Here is a 22910-nt window from a genome sequence, read left to right as displayed (position 1 = left end):
GACGGGGGTTGCTTTCTCGCTGAGCGCCTGATGCGTCGCGAGCTTCATCGCCCGCCCGCGCGCCGGGCCGCGCGAGCTTCGCCTATCGCGCCACTCACATCGGCTACACAGCGTCACGCACCGCGAAACTCCCTTCGCCACGCCGACGGCGACGTGCGAAACGCGTCCGCGAAATGCTGGCGCAACGATGCCGCCGACCCAAACCCGGCCATGCCCGCGATCGCCTCCACCGACTCATCCGTGCTCTCGAGCAACTGCTGCGCGCGCCCGAGCCGCTGCGCGAGCAGCCATGCGCCGACAGTCGTGCCCGTGGCGAGCCTGAAGCGCCGCGTGAAAGTGCGGCGGCTCATCAGCGTGCGCGCCGCGAGGCTGTCGAGCGTATGCGCCGCGTCGAGATTGCCGCGCACCCAGTCGAGCAGGCCCGACAGCCGGTCTTCGCGGATGTTCGGCGGCACTGGCTGCTGAATGTATTGCGCCTGCCCGCCTTGCCGATGCGGCGACACCACCAGCCGGCGCGCGACGAAGTTCGCCACTTCCGCGCCGCACATCTTGCGCAGCACATGCAGGCAGCAATCGAGTCCCGCCGCCGTTCCTGCCGATGTCAGCACGTTGCCGTCGTCGACATACAGCACGTCGCGGTCGAGCCTCACGCGCGGGTAGCGGCGCGCGAAGTCGTCGGCCCACGCCCAGTGCGTCGACGCCGGGCGCTCGTCGAGAATGCCGGCCGCGGCCAGCACGAACGCGCCGAGGCATAGTCCGACGAGTTGCGCGCCGCGCGCATGGGCCGCGCGCAGCGCGTCGAGCAAGGCCGCGGGCGGCGGCTCATCGGGATCGCGCCAGCTCGGCACGATGATCGTGTGGGCTTCGGCGAGCGCTTCGAGGCCATGCGTGACGGCGATCGAGAAACCCGCAGTCGTCGTCAGCGGGCCGGTTTCGGCCGCGCACACGCGAAAGTCGAAATGCGGCACGCCGCCGCTGCGGTCCTCGCCGAAAACCACGCACGGCACCGAGAGGTGAAATGGACTGATGCGGTCGAAAGCGATCACCGCGACGATGTGCGCGTGCTGTGGATCGGACGAAGCGGCCAGCGCAGCCGATGCGGCGGATGCAGCCATGAGTCGGGCACCTGGTAGAATGACAACGTCGATGGGAAAAGCAATGGCCCGATTCTAGCGAAGATTGTCAAACGGGCCGCTGTTGTCGAAGGCGCGGTGGAGGAACAATGCGTCATCGCCGCTGCCGTTGCGGCTTGCAGCCCGGTCTTCCGCGCTCGCAGCAACGGCGGCGCGCGACCTCGATCAACATCCACAGGAGTCTTGCCATGACCAGCCCGCGCCGCGCGCTCATCGTCATCGACGTGCAGAACGAATACGTGAGCGGCGATCTGCCGATCGAATATCCGGAGGTGCAAAGCTCGCTCGCCAACATCGGCCGCGCGATGGATGCGGCGCGCGCGGCCGGCGTGCCGGTCGTCGTCGTGCAGAATTTCGCGCCGGGCGGCTCGCCGATCTTCGCGCGCGGCAGCGACGGCGCGGAACTGCACCCGGTGGTCGCCTCGCGCGAGCACGATCACTACGTGGAAAAGTCGCTGCCGAGCGCCTTCACCGGCACGGATCTCGCCGAGTGGCTGACCGCGCGTCAGATCGACACGCTGACGGTCGCCGGCTATATGACGCACAACTGCGATGCGTCGACGATCAACCACGCGGTCCACGCCGGGCTCACGGTCGAGTTTCTGCATGACGCGACGGGCTCGGTCCCGTACGAAAACAGCGCGGGCTTTGCGAGCGCAGAGGACATCCACCGGGTATTTTGCGTGGTGCTGCAGTCGCGCTTCGCGGCGGTCGCGAGCACGGACGAATGGCTTGCCGCGGTGAAAAGCGGCGTGCCGCTGGAACGCGGCAATATCTATGCGTCGAATCAGAAAGCGCGCAGCAGGAACCGCTGACAGCAGAGCCACGGACGCGGCTGAAAAGCCGCGACGAGCCCGAGCCGCCGACAGCCTTACGCCAACTTGCGCAGCGCCGGGCTCATGCGCAGCGCATCGAAGATGCCTTCGACCATGCGTTCGCCGAGCGCGGCGAAATCGGTCGCATCGGGCAGGAACAGCATGTCGCGCAACGATCCGCCGACAAACGCATGCACCATCGCCGCGGCCAGCTTCGTGTCGAGGTCCGCGGGCAATTGCCCCTTCGAGATCGCATTGCGCAAGCCGCCTTCGATCTTGACCAGCGCCTCGCGCATGTTGGTCTGATAGCGGACCATCACCGGTCCCATTTCCTCGACCAGCTCGCACTTCAGAAACAGGATGTCGAACACGCGGCGGCGGCGCGGATCGTTCGCGGTGTCGCGCACGCACACAATGCAGATTTCCATCAGACGGCCGAGCGGATCGGGCTCGTTGGGGTCCAGCGACGCGGCCTTGAGTTCGTCGAGCGGCAGCAGCACCCGGTCGAACATCTCCGTGAACAGGTCGCTCTTGTGCGAGAAATGCCAATAGATGGCGCCGCGCGTGACGCCGGCCGCTTGCGCGATGTCCGCGAGCGACGTGCGCGATACGCCTTTTTCGAAAAACACTCTTTCTGCCGCGTCGAGAATGCTATTGCGCGTCTCCAGCGCTTCTTCCTTGGTTCGTCGCACCATGGTTATTTGACCTGCCCTGATTGTGGGGTTTTCCCGAGCTTTTTTAAGTACGCCCGGTGACAATCCGTCTGCTCTTGAGTGTTTGCCGAAGCATTCTTGCCGGTCCCCGCCCTGCACGAGAAGCAACGCACTTTTACATTCATTCTTGAATGTATATATAATAGCACCCCACGATCGGATAGCCCAAGCCGTGACGACCAGTTAATATCCGTCACTGTTGCCTTTCAAAACGCTCTTTGCGTCGCGCCCGAACGGGCGGCGCCGTGCGGCATTTCCCGGTTTGGCGCATATCGCCCAGGTGCCTCGTAACTTCGGTACGTCTTCACGGGCTTCCGGTCGAGCGTCGCAAGACGCATGTGTGCGCTGCTGTCCCCGGGGTAGGGATGCGCGCACTTTTTCATTCTCAGTCATAGACAGAGGTCGCTCCATGCGCGTCGAACGGGTTCCATTCCGCTTAATCAGTGCCGCGACGGCTGCCATATTGCTGGCAGCATGCGGACCAAAACAATCTGCCCCGCCGCAACAGACGCCCGAAGTTGGCGTCGTCACCGTCCAGCCGACTACCGTACCTGTCGTCACCGAATTGCCCGGCCGCACCAGCGCCTTCCTCGTCGCGCAAGTGCGCGCGCGGGTCGACGGCATCGTGCTGCGCCGCGAGTTCACGGAAGGCGGTCAGGTCAAGGCGGGTCAACGTCTGTACAAGATCGATCCGGCGCCTTATATCGCCGCGCTGAATAACGCGAAGGCCTCGCTCGCAAAGGCGCAGGCCAACCTTGCGTCGACCACGGCGCAGGCCAGCCGCTTCAAGGTGCTGGTCGCCGCCAACGCGGTCAGCAAGCAGGACTACGACAACGCGGTGGCCGCGCAAGGCCAGGCCGCGGCCGACGTCGCCGCCGGCAAGGCCGCGGTCGAGACGGCGCAGATCAACCTCGGCTATACGGACGTCACCTCGCCGGTGACGGGCCAGGTCGGTGTATCGCAAGTCACGCCGGGCGCGTATGTGCAGGCGAGCGCCGCGACGTTGCTCGCCACCGTCCAGCAGCTCGACCCGGTCTACGTCGACCTGACGCAATCGAGCCTCGACGGCCTGAAGCTGCGCCGCGAAATTCAGGAAGGGCGTCTCAAGACGAACGGACCTGACGCAGCGAAGGTGTCGCTGATTCTCGAAGACGGCCGCACCTATTCGGAAAAGGGCAAGCTGCAGTTCACCGACGTCACGGTCGACCAGAGTACCGGTTCCGTCACCGTCCGCGCGATTTTCCAGAACAAGGACAAGGTGCTGCTGCCGGGTATGTTCGTGCGCGCGAAGATCGAGGAAGGCGTGAACGAGAACGCGCTCGTCGTGCCGCAAGTCGGTATCACGCATGACCAGAAGGGTCAGCCGACCGCGCTCGTCGTCGGCGAAGACAACAAGGTCGCGCTGCGCCAGCTCGTCACGTCGGGTACGTACGGTTCGAACTGGGTGGTCGAGAACGGCCTGAAGCCGGGCGACCGCGTGATCGTGCAGGGCACCGACAAGGCGAAGCCCGGCATGCAGGTCAAAGCCGTTGCCGCACAACTTCCCGCCTCGCCAGCCTCGGGCGCAGCCGCCCAGGGCGCGCCGGCCGCCAGCGGCGCTGCGCAGACGGCTCAACCCGCTTCCGCAGCATCGGGCGCGTAATAACAGGGAGCCCGCCACATGGCAAAGTTCTTTATTGATCGCCCGATTTTTGCATGGGTGATCGCCATCATCCTGATGCTCGCGGGCATTGCGTCGGTGTTTACATTGCCGATCGCGCAATACCCGACCATCGCACCGCCGGCTGTGCAGATCAGCGCAACCTATCCGGGCGCGTCGGCGAAGACGGTCGAAAACACCGTCACGCAGGTGATCGAGCAGTCGATGAGTGGTCTCGACCACTTGCTGTATCTGTCGTCCACCTCGGACGACTCGGGTACGGCAACCATCACGCTGACGTTCGCGGCCGGCACCAATCCTGACATCGCGCAGGTGCAGGTGCAGAACAAGCTGCAGCTCGCCACGCCGCTGTTGCCGCAAGCCGTGCAGCAGCTCGGCACGAAGGTCACGAAGTCGAGCAGCAGCTTCTTGCTGGTCATGGCGTTCGTGTCCGAAGACGGCAGCATGAACAAGTACGACCTCGCGAACTACGTGGCGTCGAACGTGCAGGACCCGGTCAGCCGTATCGACGGCGTGGGCACGGTCACGCTGTTCGGCTCGCAGTACGCGATGCGCATCTGGCTCGACGCGAACAAGCTCACCAACTTCGGCCTCACGCCGGTGGATGTGCAGAGCGCGTTGCAGGCGCAGAACGTTCAGGTCGCGGGCGGCTCGCTCGGCGGCACGCCGTCGGTGCCGGGGCAGGTGTTGCAGGCGACCATCACGGAAGCCACGCTGCTCAATACGCCGGAACAGTTCAGCAACATTCTGCTGAAGGTGAATCCGGACGGCTCGCAAGTCCGCATCAAGGACGTGGGGCGTGTTGAGCTGGGCGGCGAGAACTACAACTTCGACACGAAGTACAACGGTCAGCCGACCGCGGGCTTCGGTATTCAGCTCGCCACGGGCGCGAATGCGCTGGCTACCGCGAAGGCGGTGCGCGCGAAGGTCGACGAGTTGTCGAAGTACTTCCCGCACGGTCTCGTCGTGAAGTACCCGTACGACACCACGCCGTTCGTGCGTCTGTCGATCGAGGAAGTGGTCAAGACGCTGCTCGAAGGTATCGTGCTGGTGTTCCTGGTCATGTACCTGTTCCTGCAGAACCTGCGCGCCACGCTGATCCCGACGATCGCCGTGCCGGTGGTGCTGCTGGGCACGTTCGCGGTCATGAGCGTGGTGGGCTTCTCCATCAATACGCTGTCGATGTTCGGTCTCGTGCTGGCCATTGGCCTCCTGGTGGACGACGCGATCGTGGTGGTGGAAAACGTCGAGCGGGTGATGGCGGAAGAGGGCTTATCGCCTCGCGACGCGACCCGCAAGGCGATGGACCAGATTACCGGCGCGCTCGTCGGCGTGGCGCTCGTGCTGTCGGCGGTGTTCGTGCCGGTGGCGTTCTCGGGCGGCTCGGTCGGCGCGATTTACCGGCAGTTCTCGCTGACGATCGTGGCGGCGATGGTGCTGTCCGTGCTGGTCGCGCTGATTCTCACGCCGGCCTTGTGCGCGACGATTCTCAAGCCGATTCCGCAAGGTCATCACGAAGAGAAGAAGGGCTTCTTCGGCTGGTTCAACCGCACCTTCAACAAGAGCCGCGACAAGTATCACTCGGGCGTGCACCACGTGATCAAGCGCTCGGGCCGCTGGCTCATCATCTATATGGTGGTGATCTTCGCGGTTGGTCTGCTGTTCGTGAAATTGCCGAAGTCGTTCCTGCCTGACGAAGACCAGGGCACGATGTTCGTGCTCGTGCAAACGCCGTCCGGCTCGACGCAGGAAACCACGGCGCGCGCGTTGAAGGACGTGTCGGACTACCTGCTCAACGGCGAGAAGGCGATTGTCGAATCGACATTCACGGTGAACGGCTTCAGCTTCGCGGGCCGCGGTCAGAACGCGGGTCTCGTGTTCGTGCGGATGAAGGACTACGCGCAGCGTCAGCATGCGGACGAAAAGGTGCAGGCGCTGGTGGGCCGTCTTTTCATGCACTTCGGCAGCTATAAGGGCGCGCTGGTGTACCCGGTGAATCCGCCGTCGATTCCGGAACTCGGCACGGCCGCGGGCTTCGACTTCGAGCTGCAGGACCGCGCGGGTGTCGGTCACGCCAAGCTGATGGAAGCGCGCAACATGCTGCTCGGCATGGCCGCGCAAGATCCGACGCTGGCTCAGGTTCGTCCGAACGGGTTGAACGATACGCCGCAGTTCAAGGTGAATATCGACCACGAAAAGGCGGCGGCGCTCGGCGTGTCGTTGTCGGCGATCGACCAGACGTTCTCGATCGCGTGGGCATCGCAGTACGTCAACAACTTCCTCGATACCGACGGCCGGATCAAGAAGGTCTACATGCAGGGCGATGCCCAGTTCCGCATGAAGCCCGAAGACCTGAACGCCTGGTACGTGCGCAACACGGGTGGCGGCATGGTGCCGTTCTCGTCGTTCGCAAGCGGGGAGTGGACTTACGGTTCGCCGAAGCTCGAGCGCTACAACGGTATTTCCGCGGTGGAAATCCAGGGCGCGGCGGCGGCGGGCAAGTCGACCGGTCAGGCAATGACCGCGATGGAAGCGCTCGTGGCGAAGCTGCCCGCGGGTATCGGCTACGAGTGGACGGGTCTGTCGCTGCAGGAGCGTCAGTCCGGTTCGCAGGCGCCGATCCTCTACGGCATCTCGATCCTCGTCGTGTTCCTGTGTCTCGCGGCGCTGTATGAAAGCTGGTCGATCCCGTTCTCGGTGATCATGGTGGTGCCGCTCGGCGTGATCGGCGCACTGCTGGCCGCGACGCTGCGCGGGCTCGAAAACGACGTGTTCTTCCAGGTCGGTCTGCTGACCACGGTGGGGCTGTCGGCGAAGAACGCGATTCTGATCGTGGAATTCGCGCGCGAGTTGCAGCAGAGCGAAGGCATGGGCCCGATCGAGGCCGCGCTGGAAGCGGCGCGTCTGCGGCTGCGCCCGATCCTGATGACCTCGCTCGCGTTCATTCTCGGCGTGATGCCGCTCGCGATCAGCAACGGCGCCGGCTCGGCGAGCCAGCATGCAATCGGTACGGGCGTGATCGGCGGCATGTTGACGGCGACCTTCCTCGCGATTTTCATGATCCCGATGTTCTTCGTCGTGATTCGCGCGAAGTTCGGCGGCGAGACGGAAGACCCGGATGTGGCGCTTGCACACTACAACCAGCACCATCCGCATGATCCGGACAGCAATGCCTCGGGCAAGGACGGACATTGAGATGCAAAAACACTCTTTGATTGCAGTAGCGGTCGCGCTGTTCGCCGCCGGTTGCACGATGGCGCCGAAGTACGAGCGCCCCGCCGCGCCGGTGACGAGCAACTTCCCGACCGGCGGCGTGTACGAAACGCAGCCGGGCGCGACTCAACCGGGCCAGTCGGGCGCGCGCAGCGCGAACGGCGTGGCCGCGGCGGACATCGGCTGGCGCGATTTCTTCGTCGATCCGCGCATGCAGCGGCTGATCGACATCGCGCTGAAGAACAACCGCGATTTGCGCGTGTCGGTGCTGAACATGCAGGCGTCGCAGGCGCAGTTCCGCATCGTTCGCGCGGGTCTGTTCCCGACGCTCGACGCCGCGGCTTCGCAAAGCAAATCGCGCACGCCGGAGAATCTGTCGGTGGCCGGCAGGACGATTAGCAACTCGTATTCGGTCGGTCTGAACGCTTCGTGGGAAATCGACTTCTTCGGCCGCATTCAGAGCCTGAAGGATCAGGCGTTGGCGCAGTACCTGGCTACCGCGCAGGCGCGCAAGGCGGCTGAAATCGCGCTGGTTTCGCAGGTCGCGAATCAGTACCTGACGGTGCTCGAACTCGACGATCTGCTGAAAGTCACGCAAGGCACGCTGAAGACCGCCGAGGAGTCGTACCGGATCACGAAGCTGCAGTTCGACAACGGCACGGGCTCCGAACTCGATCTGCGTCAGGCGCAGACCGTGGTCGAGCAAGCGGGCGCGAACCTGCAGGCGCAGGAGCGCTTGCGCGCACAGGCCGAGAATGCGCTCGTGCTGCTGCTCGGCGAGCCGCTGCCGGCTGATCTGCCGCCGGGCCTCACGCTCAGCGACCAGAATCTGCTGACGGACATTCCGGCGGGCTTGCCGTCCGATCTGCTGACGCGTCGTCCGGACATCATGGAGGCCGAGGAGAATCTGCTCGCGGCCAACGCGAATATCGGCGCGGCACGGGCGGCGTTCTTCCCGAGGGTCTCGCTCACGGGCAGCTTCGGCACGCTGAGCCCGACGCTCGGCGGATTGTTCAAGCCGGGTTCGGCCGCGTGGAGCTTTGCGCCGTCGATCACGTTGCCGATTTTCGAAGGCGGCCAGAACAAGGCCAACCTCGACCTCGCCAACATCCAGAAGAACGCGCAAATCGCCACGTACGAAAAAGCGATCCAGACGGCCTTCCGCGAAGTGGCGGACGGGCTCGCCGCGCGGGGCACGTACGATCAGCAGATCCGGTCGCTCGAGCGCAATGCGTTTGCAGAACAGCGCCGGCTGGATCTGTCGACTCTGCGTTATACGAACGGCGTCGATAGTTATCTGTCGGTGCTGACCGCGCAGACCGATCTGTATTCGGCGCAGCAGTCGTTGATCACCGCGCGCATGCAGCGCCTGCAGAACCTGGTCACGCTGTACCAGGCGCTCGGCGGCGGGTGGATCGAGCATAACGGCGATCAGCCGCGTCCGCCCGATGCCCCGGTCGACTACGGCGCGGCCAGCGCGCCGGCGGCGGCTTCCGCTGCTACCGCGGGCTGAGCGTTGCGGTAATCGACGCTTGAAAAGCACAACGCCACGGCATGCCGTGGCGTTGTTTTTTTATGGCGGTTCTCTGACAGACAGCGGCTCGCCTAGCTAGCGTGGCTTCGCGACTGAGCGGCGCTCAGCGCTTCGCCGCCATAAGCCGCGAAGCCATAAGCCTCGAAGCCATAAACCGCAGAGCCACGAGCCTCAATGCAAATCCGCGGCCCGCAGCATTTCATCGCGCGGCGGTTCTTTGCCGCCGCGTCCGTCGAAATCATGGCCGGCCGCGCGGATTTCGCACTGCGCCTTCTTCTCGCTTTTGACGCCGTTAAAAATCAGATTCAGCACGACCGCGGACACCGAAGCCAGCAGAATCCCGCTGTGCAGAAGCGGCGACAGCGCAGCCGGCAGCCTCGCGAAGAAGTGCGGCGACACGACCGGCACGAGCCCGAGGCCGACACTCACCGCGACGATGAACAGGTTGTGGTGATTCTTCACGAAGTCCACCTTCGACAGCACCTTGATGCCGTTGGCCGCGACCATCCCGAACATCACGATGCCTGCGCCGCCGAGCACGAAAGCCGGCACGGAGGCGACCACTTGCGCCATCTTCGGAAAGAGGCCGAGCATGACGAGAATCACGCCGCCCATCGCGCAGACGAAGCGGCTTTTCACGCCCGTCACGCCGATCAAGCCGACGTTCTGCGAGAACGACGTATGCGGAAACGAGTTGAAGATGCCGCCGATCAGCGTGCCGAGTCCATCCACGCGCAGGCCGCGCACCAGCGTTTTCTGATCGACCGGCCGATCGACCATATCGCCGACCGCGAGGAACATGCCCGTCGATTCGATGAACGTGACGAACATCACGGTCACCATCGTCGCAATCGAAAGCGGATCGAAGTGCGGCAGGCCGAAGTGGAACGGCATCACGAAGCCGACCCACGGCGCATGCGTGACGCCGTCCATATCGACGCGGCCGAGCGCGAGCGCGATTGCAAAGCCCGCGACGATGCCGAGCAGCACCGAGATGTTGGCGACAAAACCCTTCGCAAACTTGTTGATGAGCAGAATCAGCATCAGCACGATCAGCGACAGGCCGAGGTACACGGGATTGCCGTAGTCGGGATTGCCGACGCCGCCCGCTGCCCAGTTGATGCCGACGCCCATCAGCGAGAGGCCGATCACCGAAATCACCACGCCGATCACGACCGGCGGGAAGAAGCGCAGCAGCTTGCCGACGGCCGGCGCAAGCAGAATGCCGATCACGCCCGCGGCGATCGTCGAGCCGAAGATGTCGAGAATGCCGAGCGAGGGGTTCGTGCCGATCGCGACCATCGGGCCGACCGCGGCGAACGTGCAGCCCATGATGACCGGCAGGCGGATGCCGAAGATCCACAAGCCGAGCGTCTGGATCAGCGTGGCGATGCCGCAGGAGAACAGATCGGCGCTGATCAGGAACGCGATCTGGTCTTTCGGCAGCTTGAGCGCCGCGCCGACGATCAGCGGCACGGCGACGGCGCCGGCGTACATCACCAGGACGTGCTGGATGCCGAGGGTGAGCAACTGGCCTGCGGGCAGCCGCTCGTCGCACGGGTGAACCGTGTTCGATTGCATAACGTCTCTCTCCACCGTCTGAGTTTTGGGATGGACTCCAAGGTATCGGGGACGAAAAAGCGCAACAAGACCGCTGGCGCCTATTCCGGCATTCCCGGTCACGATATGGGTATCTCCGCTGCGAGGCTTCAAATCGCGGCGAAGAGCGGTTTCATCGGCGGTCAGCCCCGTGTGGCGGCGCTGCGTGCGCGCTCGCGCCGCGTGCCCGAGCTGCTGCGATATATGTGAGAATCGATGACGTGTATCCGGCCGCGCGCATAGTCGTATTTTGGCGCGGCTCGCCGCGGGGCGGGGTTAACCCGCGATTTGCCGACTTTTCAGCTCGCGGCCACGCGGCCAGGTGGCCACGCAAAGCGCGCGTGCGGCGGGCAATACCAGGCGACTTGCCGCATCTCCAGCGCGCGCTTCTTCGCGCCTCAACCGACCACATTGACCCCTCATGAGTTTTCTCGGCATCGACCTCGGCACCGGTTCCCTCAAAGTCGCAATCGTCGATGAAGACGGTCATGAGCAGGCGGTCGCAAGCGTCGCTTATGCGCTCGAGACGCCGCATGCCGGCTGGGCGGAAACGTCGGTGCAAACATGGTGGCGCGCGCTCACCGAAGCCGCGGCGCGCTTGCCCGAAGCGCTGCGCCGCGAGGTCAAGGCGATCGGCTTGTCGGGGCAGATGCATGGCGTCGTGTTGATCGACGAAACAGGCAATGCCGTGCGGCCCGCGATGCTGTGGCCCGACACGCGCGCGCTTTCCCTGCTCGACGCGTGGCCCGAGCCGCAGCCGAATCCGGTCGCGCCGGGCATGGCCGGTCCGTTGCTGCGCTGGATCGTGCGGCACGAGCCGGAGTCGGCGCGCCGCACGCGTTGGGCGCTGCAGCCGAAAGACTGGCTGCGCGTGGCGCTGGGCGGCGCGGTCGCGACCGATCCTTCCGACGCGTGCGCGACCGCGCTCGCCGATCCCGACGGCGCGTGGGACACGGCGCTGCTGGAGCGGCTCGGTATTCCGCATGAATGGTTTGCGCCTGTGGGGCCGTCGTATGCCGCTGCCGGCGTGCTGTCGCCGGGTGCTGCGCAGGCGTTGGGACTGCGCGCGGGTATCGTGCTCGCGACAGGCGCCGCCGACACGCCCTGCGCCGCGCTCGGCAGCGGCCTTGCTCGCGACGGCGACGCGCTGCTGACCACCGGCACTGGCGGCCAGATCGTCGTGCTCGCCGAGCATGAGCCTGCCGCGGTCAGAGGCTTGCATCGCTATCGGGCGGCGAGCGATCACTGGTATCGGATGGCCGCGATGCAAAACGTCGGCATCGCGCTGGAACGCGCTCGCGGATGGCTGTCGTATGAATGGGCCGATGCTTATAACGAGGCGTTTGGCGATTGTGTCAGCCTGAGCCCTGAGGGCAACGCGCACGCGAACAACGTCGCGCCTGGTGCACCGCTCACCTTCCTCCCCTACCTCACAGGCGAGCGCACGCCCTGGCTCAACGCATCGGCGCGCGGCGGCTGGCTCGGACTTGCGCTCGATCACACACGCGGCGCGATGATGCGCGCGGCATTCGAAGGCGTCGCCTTTTCGCTGCGAGCAGGGCTCGATGCGATTCGCGCGAGCGGCGCAACGGTGACGGCGTTGAAGCTCGCAGGAGGCGGTTCCGTCGATGCACGCTGGCGGCAGTTGCTCGCCGATGCGCTGAACGCCGAACTGCATGCGGTCGATTGCCCGAATGCGGCGCCGCGCGGCGCGGCGATTCTCGGCGGCATCGCGAGCGGTTACTGGCATGCGCACGATCTCGCCGCGCTCGCGCCGGGCGCGACGCACGTGGCGAGCCCGCGAGGCGATCGCGCGCTCGCCGATCGCTATGCGCGTTTTCTCGATCTGTATGGCCGCGTCGAAACATGGTTCGACGCACCGACGCCAGAAGGACAAAGCGGCGATGTCACGTGCTGACAATGCCGTGACGCACTTTGCAATACCATGACGCTTTTCATGCGTTAGCCTGTAGCTCGCGCAGCACGGGCATCGACCGTAGCCTTCCCGGACATTCGCGCGCCCTAACGCAGTGCCAACGCACTGCCACACTAGACGGCGCGACGTTCAACGCATTCACCGACTCACAGGAGCATTCACGATGAAGACCAAAGCAGCAATCGCATGGAAAGCCGGCGCACCGTTGACGATCGAGGAAGTCGATCTCGAAGGCCCGCGCGCCGGCGAAGTCCTGATCGAAGTGAAAGCGACCGGCATCTGCCATACCGACTACTACACGCTCTCCGGCGCGGACCCCGAAGGCATCTTCCCGGCGATTCTCGGCCACGAAGGCGCGGGCGTGATCGTCGATACGGGTCCGGGCGTCGGCACGCTGAAGAAGGGCGATCACGTGATCCCGCTCTACACGCCGGAATGCCGTCAGTGCAAGTTCTGTCTGTCGCGCAAGACCAACCTGTGTCAGGCGATCCGCGCGACGCAAGGCAAGGGTTTGATGCCCGATGCGACCTCACGCTTTTCGCTCGACGGCAAGCCTCTGTTTCACTACATGGGCACGTCCACGTTTTCGAACTACATCGTCGTGCCGGAAATCGCGGTGGCGAAGGTGCGTGAAGACGCGCCGTTCGACAAGATCTGCTACATCGGCTGCGGCGTGACGACCGGCGTCGGCGCGGTCGTGTATTCGGCGAAGGTCGAAGCGGGCGCGAACGTCGTCGTGTTCGGCCTCGGCGGCATCGGTCTCAATGTGATTCAGGGCGCCAAAATGGTAGGCGCGGACAAGATCATCGGCGTGGACATCAATCCGGGCCGCGTCGAACTGGCGAAGAAGTTCGGCATGACGCACTTCATCAACCCGAACGACGTCGAGAACGTGGTCGATCACATCGTGCAGCTCACCGATGGCGGCGCGGACTATTCGTTCGAGTGCGTCGGCAATGTGAAGCTGATGCGTCAGGCGCTCGAATGCACGCATAAGGGCTGGGGTCAGTCGTTCATCATCGGCGTGGCGGCGGCGGGCGAGGAGATCAGCACGCGTCCGTTCCAGCTCGTCACGGGCCGCGAGTGGAAAGGCTCCGCATTCGGCGGCGCGCGCGGTCGCACGGACGTGCCGAAGATCGTCGACTGGTACATGGAAGGCAAGATCAATATCGACGATCTGATCACGCACCGTCTGCCGCTCGAGCGCATCAACGAAGGCTTCGATCTGATGAAGAAGGGCGAGTCGATCCGCTCGGTCGTGCTGTACTAACGCGGCTCATTCAGAGCGCTTGAACAAGGAGCAAGACGATGCTTGAGCTATTGTCGTCGCACGCCTGTCATGGCGGCGAGCAGCGTTTTTACCGCCACGAGTCGCAGACCATCGGCCTGCCGATGCGCTTTTCGGTGTACTTGCCGCCGCAGGCGTTGCAAGCGTCGCAGGCAAATGCAAGCGGGAAGGTGCCCGCGCTCTTTTATCTCGCGGGCCTCACTTGCACCGAAGAGACCTTCGCGATCAAGGCGGGCGCACAGCGCTTCGCTGCGCAACACGGCGTGGCGCTCGTCGCGCCGGACACGAGTCCGCGCGGCGCGGGCATTCCGGGCGAGAGCGCGGCGTGGGACTTCGGTGTGGGCGCGGGCTTTTACGTCGATGCGACACAGGAGCCCTGGGCGCGGCACTATCGGATGTACTCGTATGTGCGCGACGAGCTGCGCGAGACGGTGTTGAACGAACTGCCCGTCGACGCTTCGCGGCTCGGCATCTTCGGTCATTCAATGGGCGGCCACGGCGCGCTGATGCTGGCGCTGCGCAATCCGGACATCTATCGTTCGGTGTCGGCGTTCGCGCCGATTGCCGCGCCCACGCGCTGCCCGTGGGGCGAAAAAGCGTTCACCGGCTATCTCGGCGACGACCGCGAGGCGTGGAAGGAGTACGACGCGAGCGAACTCGTGGCGCGCGCATCGAGCAAGTTTGCGGAGGGCATTCTGCTCGATCAGGGACTCGCCGATCAGTTCCTCGCCGAGCAGTTGTACCCGGACGTGTTCGAGGCAGCGTGCCGTGACGCGGGCCAGCCGCTGACGTTGCGCCGTCATGCGGGCTATGACCACGGCTATTACTTCATCTCGACGTTCATCGAGGATCACATCGCGCATCACGCGAAGGTGCTGCTCGGCTGACTTTAGTCGTGCAGGCAGATGGCGGCGCCGTTGCGGGCCGCCATCGCGTGCTTTGCGTTAAAGCGCAATCAGCGACGCTTCAACAGACTCGCGCCATACACGACGGCGGACAGCGCGGTGATCCAGAAGCTCGTCGGCCAGTCGGTATAGAACGCGAGCGTCACGCCGAGCCAGGCTTGCAACAGCGCGAGGCCGGCGGCCAGCACGAGACCCGCCGAGAGCCGCGTCGTCATGTTTTGCGCGGCGGCGGCGGGCCCGACCATCAGCGTAAAAACCAGCAATACGCCGACAATCTGCGTGCACGCCGCCACCGCGAGCGCGGCAATCGCGAGAAACAGCACGGACACGAGGCGCAACGACACGCCCTTCGCTTCGGCCAGTTCGGGTTGCAACGAAGCGAACAGCAGCGGCCGCATGATGGCCGCGAGCGCGACCAGGCTGACGACGCCCAGGCCCGCGAGCACAGCGAGCGTCGATTCGTTCACGCCGAGCACGTTGCCGAACAGCAGCGCGGTGACCTGCGTTGCATAGGCCGTGAAGAAGTGCAGAAACAGCAGGCCGAAGCCGAGCGACAACGACAGTATCACGCCGATGGCCACGTCGCGTCCGGCGAGGCGTTCGCCGAGCGCGCCCATGCCGATGCCCGCCGCCAGCGTGAAGCCGACCATGCCCCAGATCGGCGAGATGCCGATCAGCACCGCGCCGGTCGCGCCGGTGAAGCCGACATGCGAGAGCGCGTGGCCCGCGAAGGTCTGCCCGCGCATCACGAGAAAATAGCCGACCACGCCGGCGAGCACCGCGACGATCCCCGACGCGGCAAACGCGTTCACCATGAAGTCGTATTCAAACATCGTGCTTGTGTCCGTCGCGTGAGTCGTGTTGATGCTGATGCTCGTGTGAGTGGCCGTGCGCATTGTGAGAATGGCCGTGCGAATGCGTGTGTCCGCCGTTCTCGTCGTGCTCGTGTTCGTGATCGTGCTTTTCCACTTCGACGCCGCCCGACATCACGAAGATGCGGCCGTTCACGCGCATCACATCGATCGGCGAGCCATAGAGGCGCGACAGCACGGGCCGCGTGATGACTTCGTCGACGGTGCCGAGCGCCGCCACGCCGCTGCCGAGATACAGCACGCGATCGAGCGAGTTCAGCAGCGGATTCAGTTCGTGCGCGGAGAACAGCACGGCAATGCCGAGTTCGCGCTGCACGCGGCGCACCAGTTCGACGACGCTTTTCTGATGATGCGGATCGAGGCTGATCAGCGGTTCATCGAGCAGCAGCAGTTTCGGCGAGCCGAGCAGACATTGCGCGAGCAGAAGGCGCTGACGCTCGCCGCCCGAGAGCTCGGACAGCGGCCGCTCGGCGAGCTTGCGGCCGTCCACGAGTTCAAGCACGCGCTCGACGTCCGCGCGCGTTTTCGCGTCCGCGTGAGGCAGGCCCCAGCGGTGACCGTCGGCCGCCATCGCGACGAAATCGCGGCCTCGCACGCGCCGTCCCGCGAGCGCGCTGCGCGTTTGCGGCATATAACCGATCGATGCGTTGCCGCGTTCCACCGGATGCCCCAGCACGCGAATCGTGCCGCTTGCCGCCGGCACGAGGCCGAGCACCGCGCGCATCAGCGTGGTCTTGCCCGCGCCGTTCGGCCCGAGCACGCCGATGAATTCGCCCTGACTCACGACGAAGCCCGTATCGCGCAGAATCGTGCGGCCGCCGAGTTCGAGCGTGACGTGATCGAGTTCGAGCACGGGTGCGCGGCTTGCCGCGGGCGTGTCGGCGGACGCCGCCGTTGACGCCGTAGTTGACGGATAGGCTGGCGTGCCGCGGCCAGTGACATTCATTGGCTTTTTCCTTTGACGCCGCCAGGCGCTGCGCCCACATTGCCCGCATTGTCCGCGCCGCCTTTTGCCAAAGCTGCGCCGAGTGCGTCGAGCTGCGACAGCATCCACGTCTGATAGGTGGTGCCCGCGGGTTGCGTTTCGGTGACGCTCACCGTCGGCACCGTGGATTGCTGCGCGAGTTTCAACATGCGTTTGGTCAGGGCCTCGGTTGCCTGGCTGTTATAGATCAGAACACGCACACGCTTCTCGCGCAGATCGCGTTCGAACGCGACGATGTCCGACGCGCTCGCCTCCGTCTCGTTCATGGCCGCCATCTGGAAGCGCATGTTGCGCATGGCGAGCCCGATGGCGTCCGACATATAGCCGAACACCGGCTCCGTTGCCGTGACCGGCGTGCCCGCATAACGGCCATGCAGTTCGGCGACCTTGGCCTCGACGGGTTTCAGCGAGTCGAGAAACTTCGCGAGGTTCGCATCGTACGCCGACTTGTGCGCCGGGTCAGCCGCGACGAGCGCCTCGTTCACCGCGCGCGCCACCTTCGGCATGGTCGCAAGGTCGTACCAGAGGTGCGGATTGTCGCCGCTTTTCCTGCCGGTCAACTGCGCGGCGACGATCGTCGTGCGCTTGCCGCTCTGCGCGCTCTTCGACGCTGCCAGCAATTTTGCCATCCACGGATCGTAGTCGGCGCCGTTGTACACGACAAGGCGCGCATGCTGCAAAGCGCGCGCCGTCTTCGCGCTCGCTTCGAACAGATGCGGGTCCTCGTCCGGATTGCTGAGAATGCTCGTCACGTCGACACGGTCGCCGCCCAGTTGCTGCACCACGTCGCCGTAGAAGTTTTCCGCGGCGACCACCGGAATTTTCGCATCCGCCGCGAAGGCTGCATGGCTTAACGCGAACGCGGCTGTGACTGCGGCGACATACTTCGCGAGCGACATCGTGACGAGCTTCTTCATGGTGTGTCCTGCTGCAAGAGGTTGAGTGGATCGCGGACATGACGGCGATGGTTCAGCCGATGTCATGCAGCCGTAAGCACGGGCCGTCCGACGAGGCCGAAATGATATAACGTATCTCGTTTTCGTGTCATCCCGGACTCGACAGAAGCTGGCAAGCAGCCGACACACTCGTTGCGCGCTGCACCATCGAAATCTGATAGAGCGCCTTGACATGACCCGGTGCGTATCCGATCATTCGATCACAAACAGAGCAATTGATCACGTAATGAGCGTTCGCTCACTGTGCGTCGAAAAGCGAAACGAACCGGAGACAAAGCGTGGCGGCACGACTGCAAGACAAGGTGGCCATTCTGACGGGCGCGGCAAGCGGAATCGGTGAAGCCGTCGCGCGGCGCTACCTGGATGAAGGCGCGCAATGCGTGCTCGTCGACGTCAAGCCGGCGGACAGTTTCGGCCAGGCGCTGCGCGCCTCGCATGGCGAGCGCGTGCTGACCGTTACTGCGGACGTCACGCGCCGCGACGACATCGAGCGCATCGTCTCGAGCACGGTCGAGCGGTTCGGCCACATCGACATTCTCTTCAACAACGCGGCGCTGTTCGATATGCGTCCGATTCTCGACGAATCCTGGGACGTGTTCGACCGCCTCTTCGCGGTCAATGTGAAGGGCATGTTTTTCCTCATGCAAGCCGTCGCGCGGCGGATGGTCGAGCAAGGCCGCGGCGGCAAGATCATCAATATGTCGTCGCAAGCGGGGCGGCGCGGCGAAGCGCTCGTGTCGCATTACTGCGCGACGAAGGCCGCGGTGCTCAGCTATACGCAATCCGCGGCGCTGGCGCTTGCGCCGCACAAGATCAATGTGAACGGCATCGCGCCGGGCGTCGTCGATACGCCGATGTGGAACGAAGTCGACGCGCTCTTCGCCCGCTATGAAAACCGGCCGCTCGGCGAGAAGAAGCGCCTCGTCGGCGAAGCGGTGCCGCTCGGGCGCATGGGCGTGCCGGAAGATTTGACGGGCGCCGCGCTGTTCCTCGCCTCCGCGGACGCGGACTACATCACCGCGCAAACGCTTAATGTGGACGGCGGTAACTGGATGAGTTGAGGGTTTGCCCGCGCGCTTATCTCTGTCATTCAGCGCCATTTCGTAGAACAAACGCAGCATCACATAACGCACGAGAAAGGAGACAACACACATGAAACCAGCCCTCAAGTCCGCGCTCAAGATGGTGAGCGCAGGCGCCGCTGCCTGCTTTGCGCTAAGCGCGTCGGCGGCCACGGTAACGATCGCGACGCTGAACAATCCGGACATGATCGAACTGAAGAAGCTCTCGCCAGAATTCGAAAAGGCGAATCCGGACATCAAGCTGAACTGGGTGATTCTCGAGGAAAACGTGCTGCGTCAGCGCGCCACCACCGACATCACGACCGGCAGCGGCCAGTTCGATGTGATGACGATCGGCGCCTATGAAACCCCGCAGTGGGGCAAGCGCGGCTGGCTCACGCCGCTCACGAACCTGCCCGCCGACTACGATCTCAACGACGTCGTGAAGACGGCCCGCGACGGACTTTCCTCCGGCGGCCAGTTGTACGCGCTGCCGTTTTACGTCGAAAGCTCGATGACGTATTACCGCAAGGACCTGTTCGCAGCGAAGGGCCTAAAAATGCCCGATCAACCGACCTACGACCAGATCGCGCAATTCGCCGACAAGCTCACCGACAAAGCCAACGGCCTGTACGGCATCTGCTTGCGCGGCAAGGCCGGCTGGGGCGAGAACATGGCATACGGCACGACGGTCGTGAACACGTTCGGTGGCCGCTGGTTCGACGAAAAGTGGCATGCGCAACTCACGTCGCCGGAATGGAAGAAGGCGATCACGTTCTATGTCGATCTGCTGAAGAAGAACGGCCCGCCCGGAGCGAGCTCGAACGGCTTCAACGAAAACCTCACGCTGATGTCCTCGGGCAAATGCGCGATGTGGATCGACGCGACGGTCGCGGCCGGCATGCTGTACAACAAGCAGCAATCGCAGATCGCGGACAAGGTCGGCTTCGCGGCCGCGCCGGTCGCGGTGACGCCGAAGGGTTCGCACTGGCTGTGGGCGTGGGCGCTGGCGATTCCGAAGTCGTCGAAGCAGGCCGATGCGGCGAAGAAGTTCATCGCGTGGGCGACGTCGAAGCAGTACATCGAACTCGTCGCGAAGGATGAAGGCTGGGCTTCGGTGCCGCCGGGAACGCGTCAATCCACCTATGCGCGTCCGGAATACAAGCAGGCCGCGCCGTTTGGCGACTTCGTGCTGAAGGCGATCGAGACGGCCGATCCGGAACATCCGACGTTAAAGCCCGTGCCGTACACCGGCGTGCAGTTCGTTGGGATTCCTGAGTTCCAGTCCTTCGGCACGGTGGTCGGTCAGAGCATCTCCGGCGCGATTGCCGGTCAGATGACCGTCGACCAGGCGTTGGCGGCAGGGCAGGCCACCGCGGATCGCGCAGTGAAGCAGGCCGGCTACCAGAAGTAATGCCGAAGTCGGTCGCACTTCGCGACTGACTGAAGCAACGGAACTGAACCACGGAACCGAAGCACGGAACCGAAGCACGGAACCGAAGCACGGAACCGAAGCACGGAACCGAAGCACGGAACCGAAGCACGGAAACAAGCCCTGTGGCACGCGCCGGCTGACGCCCGTCAGCCGGCTCACGCAGTACAGCGGGCCGTCACGGCCGCACTAAGCCGTCACGCCGTTTTGTCCTCGCATCAAAAGCGACATGGCGATTCATGCGGCTCGTGCCGCCCGCGCATTACCGAACAGGTGGTCAATCATGCGTCCTCTGCGCCTGCCTCTCATGCATGCCCATCCTCAGACAGAAAAAGAACGCGAAGTCCGCAAAGCCAACTCGGCGCGCTGGCTCGTGTCGCCGTCGGTCGCGGTGCTGTTGCTGTGGATGACGATTCCGCTCGCGATGACGATCTGGTTTTCGTTCTCGCGCTACAACCTGCTGAACCCGGACTTGAAGGGTTTCGCCGGCTTCGACAATTATCAGTATCTTGCCAGTGACCCGTCGTTCGGTCCGTCGATTGGTCATACGCTGCAATTGATCGTGGCGGTGCTGGTGATCACGGTGGTGGGTGGCGTGCTGATGGCGATTCTGTTCGATCGCAAGTTCTACGGCCAGGGCGTTGCGCGGCTGCTCGCCATCGCGCCGTTCTTCGTGATGCCGACGGTGAGCGCGCTGATCTGGAAGAACATGATCCTGCATCCGGTGTATGGCCTGATTGCGAGCGGCATGCGCGCAATCGGCCTGCAACCGATCGACTGGTTCGCCGAATATCCGTTGACCGCGGTCATCATGATCGTCGCGTGGCAATGGCTGCCGTTCGCGTTTCTGATTCTGTTCACGGCGATCCAGTCGCTCGATCAGGAGCAGAAAGAAGCGGCGCGCATTGACGGCGCGGGGCCGTTCGCGATGTTCTTCTATATCACGCTGCCGCATCTGAAACGCGCGATTGCCGTGGTCGTGATGATGGAGACGATTTTCCTGCTGTCGATCTTCGCGGAAATCTATACAACGACGGGCGGCGGTCCGGGCACCGCGACCACTAATCTGTCGTACCTGATCTATTCGCTCGGCCTGCAACAGTTCGACGTCGGTCTCGCATCGGCGGGCGGCATTCTCGCTGTCGTGCTGGCCAACATCGTGTCGTTCTTCCTCGTGCGCATGCTCGCGAAGAACCTCAAAGGGGAGTACGAAAAATGAGCCACGTTGCCTCTACTCCGGCGTCGACCACGGCGCCCGTCACCGTGCATGCGAAGTCGCCGTTCGATACGATCCGCCGCGCGATTCCCGGCGTGCTCGCCTGGCTCGTCGCATTGCTGCTGTTTTTCCCGATCTTCTGGATGACGATCACCGCATTCAAGACCGAGCAGCAGGCGTATTCGTCGTCGCTATTTTTCACGCCGACGTTCGACAGCTTTCGTGAAGTGTTTGCGCGCAGCAACTACTTTTCGTTCGCGTGGAATTCGATTCTGATCTCGGTCGGCGTCACCGTGCTGTGCCTGATTCTGGCCGTGCCCGCCGCGTATGCGATGGCCTTTTTCCCGACGCGCCGCACGCAAAAAGTTCTGCTGTGGATGCTGTCGACGAAGATGATGCCGTCCGTCGGCGTGCTCGTGCCGATCTATCTGCTGTGGAAAAACAGCGGCCTGCTCGATACCGTGTCGGGTCTCGTGATCGTCTATACGCTGATCAATCTGCCGATCGCGGTGTGGATGTCGTTCACGTACTTTGCTGAAATTCCGCGCGATATTCTCGAGGCAGGACGCATCGACGGCGCGGCGACGTGGCAGGAAATCGTCTATCTGCTGATGCCGATGGCGCTGCCGGGGCTTGCTTCCACCGCGCTGCTGCTCGTGATTCTTTCGTGGAACGAAGCATTCTGGAGCATCAATCTGTCCAGTTCCAATGCTGCGCCGCTGACTGTGTTCATCGCATCGTATTCGAGTCCGGAAGGGCTCTTCTGGGCCAAGCTGTCCGCGGCTTCGCTGCTTGCCGTGGCGCCGATTCTGATCGTCGGCTGGTTGTCGCAGAAGCAGCTCGTGCGCGGCCTCACGTTCGGGGCGGTCAAATGACGGCAGACACGCGTGCAGCAAATCTCGCGCTGATCTGCGATTGCGACGGTGTGTTGATCGACAGCGAAGCGGTGGCCGCGCGCATGCTCGTGCAGGAACTCGAGGCGCGCTGGCCCGGCGCGAATGTCGAACCGGTCGTGCTGCCGCTGCTCGGTCTACGCATCGAAAGCGTGCTGACGGGCACGGCGATGCAGCTCGGCAAGAGCCTCGGCCTCGACGACATCGACGCGATTCGCCGTTCTGTCGAAGCCGCCGCGATGCAGGCGCCGGCAGTGGAAGGCATCGAGCAGGCGCTCGCGCAAGTGCCGCTCGTGAAGGGCTGCGCGAGCAACAGTTTTCGGCCTTATGTGGAGACGGTTCTGGCTCGCACGGGCCTCGTGCGGTTCTTCGGCGATCGCCTCTTTTGCGCCGACAGCGTCGCCAATCCGAAGCCCGCGCCCGACGTTTATCTCGCGGCGGCGCAGGGTTTGCGGCTCGCGCCGTCGGCGTGCCTCGTGGTGGAAGACAGCGTAACCGGCGTCACGGCCGCAAGCGCGGCGGGCATGACGGTGCTTGGCTTTATCGGCGGCGGCCATGCAAGCGATGCGCAGATCGACAAGCTGCATAAAGCCGGCGCGCGTCACGTATTCGACGACATGCAGCAGTTGCCGGAACTCGTCGCGCAATGGACGCTGAGCGCAACGGCCGCGGCGCCTTGAACGCACAAGCAATGCAATA

The 22910-nt window shown here is 64.1% G+C and carries 19 protein-coding genes; 13 read left to right on the top strand and 6 right to left on the bottom strand.

Going from position 1 to position 22910, the window contains the following annotated elements; translation table 11 throughout:
- Positions 1-113 precede the first annotated feature (113 nt).
- Positions 114-1115, bottom strand: a complete 1002-nt coding sequence (locus tag CUJ91_RS14730; protein WP_114156451.1) for a helix-turn-helix domain-containing protein — start codon at positions 1113-1115, stop codon at positions 114-116.
- 206 nt (positions 1116-1321) lie between these two features.
- Here CUJ91_RS14730 and CUJ91_RS14725 point away from each other — a divergent pair, with 206 nt between their 5' ends.
- Positions 1322-1948 (top strand): cysteine hydrolase family protein, encoded by a 627-nt coding sequence (locus CUJ91_RS14725; RefSeq protein ID WP_029968161.1) that lies wholly within the window; start codon positions 1322-1324, stop codon positions 1946-1948.
- 56 nt (positions 1949-2004) lie between these two features.
- On the opposite strand, the gene CUJ91_RS14720 is transcribed toward CUJ91_RS14725, so the two are convergent.
- On the bottom strand, positions 2005-2643 hold the full coding sequence (locus CUJ91_RS14720) for a TetR family transcriptional regulator (protein ID WP_006049992.1): 639 nt from the start codon (positions 2641-2643) through the stop codon (positions 2005-2007).
- 427 nt (positions 2644-3070) lie between these two features.
- On the opposite strand from CUJ91_RS14720, the gene CUJ91_RS14715 reads away from it, so the two are divergent.
- The 3 genes from CUJ91_RS14715 to CUJ91_RS14705 are packed head-to-tail and all read left to right on the top strand — an operon-like array spanning position 3071 to position 9047.
- Positions 3071-4303: an efflux RND transporter periplasmic adaptor subunit gene (locus tag CUJ91_RS14715; protein WP_006049993.1), complete on the top strand. Its 1233-nt coding sequence runs from the start codon at positions 3071-3073 to the stop codon at positions 4301-4303.
- Positions 4304-4321: 18 nt separating this feature from the next.
- Positions 4322-7516 carry an efflux RND transporter permease subunit gene (locus tag CUJ91_RS14710; RefSeq protein WP_006049994.1) on the top strand — a complete coding sequence of 1065 codons (3195 nt, stop codon included), beginning with the start codon at positions 4322-4324 and terminating at the stop codon, positions 7514-7516.
- A gap of 1 nt (position 7517) precedes the next feature.
- Positions 7518-9047, top strand: coding sequence for an efflux transporter outer membrane subunit (locus CUJ91_RS14705; RefSeq protein ID WP_006049995.1), 1530 nt, complete (start codon positions 7518-7520; stop codon positions 9045-9047).
- A gap of 192 nt (positions 9048-9239) precedes the next feature.
- Here the strand turns inward: CUJ91_RS14705 and CUJ91_RS14700 are convergent, their stop codons facing one another.
- Positions 9240-10649 carry a nucleobase:cation symporter-2 family protein gene (locus CUJ91_RS14700; RefSeq protein WP_029968159.1) on the bottom strand — a complete coding sequence of 470 codons (1410 nt, stop codon included), beginning with the start codon at positions 10647-10649 and terminating at the stop codon, positions 9240-9242.
- 30 nt (positions 10650-10679) lie between these two features.
- Between CUJ91_RS14700 and CUJ91_RS14695 the strand changes: the two genes are divergently transcribed.
- The 4 genes from CUJ91_RS14695 (at position 10680) to fghA (ending at position 14778) form a co-directional block, all read left to right on the top strand.
- A complete protein-coding gene (locus CUJ91_RS14695) occupies positions 10680-10877 on the top strand; it encodes a prephenate dehydrogenase (protein WP_114156450.1) in 198 nt (65 codons plus the stop codon).
- A 211-nt stretch (positions 10878-11088) separates the two neighbouring features.
- A complete protein-coding gene (locus CUJ91_RS14690; RefSeq protein ID WP_114156449.1) occupies positions 11089-12585 on the top strand; it encodes a xylulokinase in 1497 nt (498 codons plus the stop codon).
- Positions 12586-12766: 181 nt separating this feature from the next.
- The gene (locus CUJ91_RS14685; protein ID WP_006050000.1) at positions 12767-13873 is read left to right on the top strand and encodes an S-(hydroxymethyl)glutathione dehydrogenase/class III alcohol dehydrogenase; all 1107 of its coding nucleotides are present in this window, start codon (positions 12767-12769) and stop codon (positions 13871-13873) included.
- 38 nt (positions 13874-13911) lie between these two features.
- The gene (gene fghA / locus CUJ91_RS14680; protein ID WP_114156448.1) at positions 13912-14778 is read left to right on the top strand and encodes an S-formylglutathione hydrolase; all 867 of its coding nucleotides are present in this window, start codon (positions 13912-13914) and stop codon (positions 14776-14778) included.
- A gap of 68 nt (positions 14779-14846) precedes the next feature.
- On the opposite strand, the gene CUJ91_RS14675 is transcribed toward fghA, so the two are convergent.
- Genes CUJ91_RS14675 through CUJ91_RS14665 form a run of 3 tightly spaced genes read right to left on the bottom strand, consistent with a single transcriptional unit; the run spans position 14847 to position 17570 of the window.
- Positions 14847-15629 (bottom strand): metal ABC transporter permease, encoded by a 783-nt coding sequence (locus tag CUJ91_RS14675; RefSeq protein ID WP_006050002.1) that lies wholly within the window; start codon positions 15627-15629, stop codon positions 14847-14849.
- On the bottom strand, positions 15622-16614 hold the full coding sequence (locus CUJ91_RS14670; protein WP_208716132.1) for an ABC transporter ATP-binding protein: 993 nt from the start codon (positions 16612-16614) through the stop codon (positions 15622-15624). Before CUJ91_RS14670 ends, CUJ91_RS14675 begins: the two co-directional genes overlap by 8 nt.
- A complete protein-coding gene (locus CUJ91_RS14665; protein WP_114156447.1) occupies positions 16611-17570 on the bottom strand; it encodes a metal ABC transporter solute-binding protein in 960 nt (319 codons plus the stop codon). Before CUJ91_RS14665 ends, CUJ91_RS14670 begins: the two co-directional genes overlap by 4 nt.
- A gap of 317 nt (positions 17571-17887) precedes the next feature.
- Here CUJ91_RS14665 and CUJ91_RS14660 point away from each other — a divergent pair, with 317 nt between their 5' ends.
- The 5 genes from CUJ91_RS14660 (at position 17888) to CUJ91_RS14640 (ending at position 22891) form a co-directional block, all read left to right on the top strand.
- A complete protein-coding gene (locus CUJ91_RS14660; protein WP_107708634.1) occupies positions 17888-18670 on the top strand; it encodes an L-iditol 2-dehydrogenase in 783 nt (260 codons plus the stop codon).
- Positions 18671-18761: 91 nt separating this feature from the next.
- The gene (locus tag CUJ91_RS14655; RefSeq protein WP_114156446.1) at positions 18762-20084 is read left to right on the top strand and encodes an ABC transporter substrate-binding protein; all 1323 of its coding nucleotides are present in this window, start codon (positions 18762-18764) and stop codon (positions 20082-20084) included.
- Positions 20085-20385: 301 nt separating this feature from the next.
- Complete coding sequence (locus tag CUJ91_RS14650; protein WP_006050007.1) at positions 20386-21321, top strand: carbohydrate ABC transporter permease; 936 nt, start codon at positions 20386-20388, stop codon at positions 21319-21321.
- The gene (locus CUJ91_RS14645) at positions 21318-22193 is read left to right on the top strand and encodes a carbohydrate ABC transporter permease (protein WP_006050008.1); all 876 of its coding nucleotides are present in this window, start codon (positions 21318-21320) and stop codon (positions 22191-22193) included. The genes CUJ91_RS14650 and CUJ91_RS14645 overlap by 4 nt, the downstream gene beginning before the upstream one ends.
- Complete coding sequence (locus tag CUJ91_RS14640) at positions 22190-22891, top strand: HAD family hydrolase (RefSeq protein ID WP_029968140.1); 702 nt, start codon at positions 22190-22192, stop codon at positions 22889-22891. The genes CUJ91_RS14645 and CUJ91_RS14640 overlap by 4 nt, the downstream gene beginning before the upstream one ends.
- The last annotated feature ends 19 nt before the right edge of the window (positions 22892-22910 follow it).

The sequence above is a fragment of the Paraburkholderia graminis genome, assembly GCF_003330785.1.
GTDB lineage: Bacteria > Pseudomonadota > Gammaproteobacteria > Burkholderiales > Burkholderiaceae > Paraburkholderia > Paraburkholderia graminis.
Note: the sequence above shows the minus strand (reverse complement) of the source record. Positions and strands in the feature narration are given on the sequence as shown.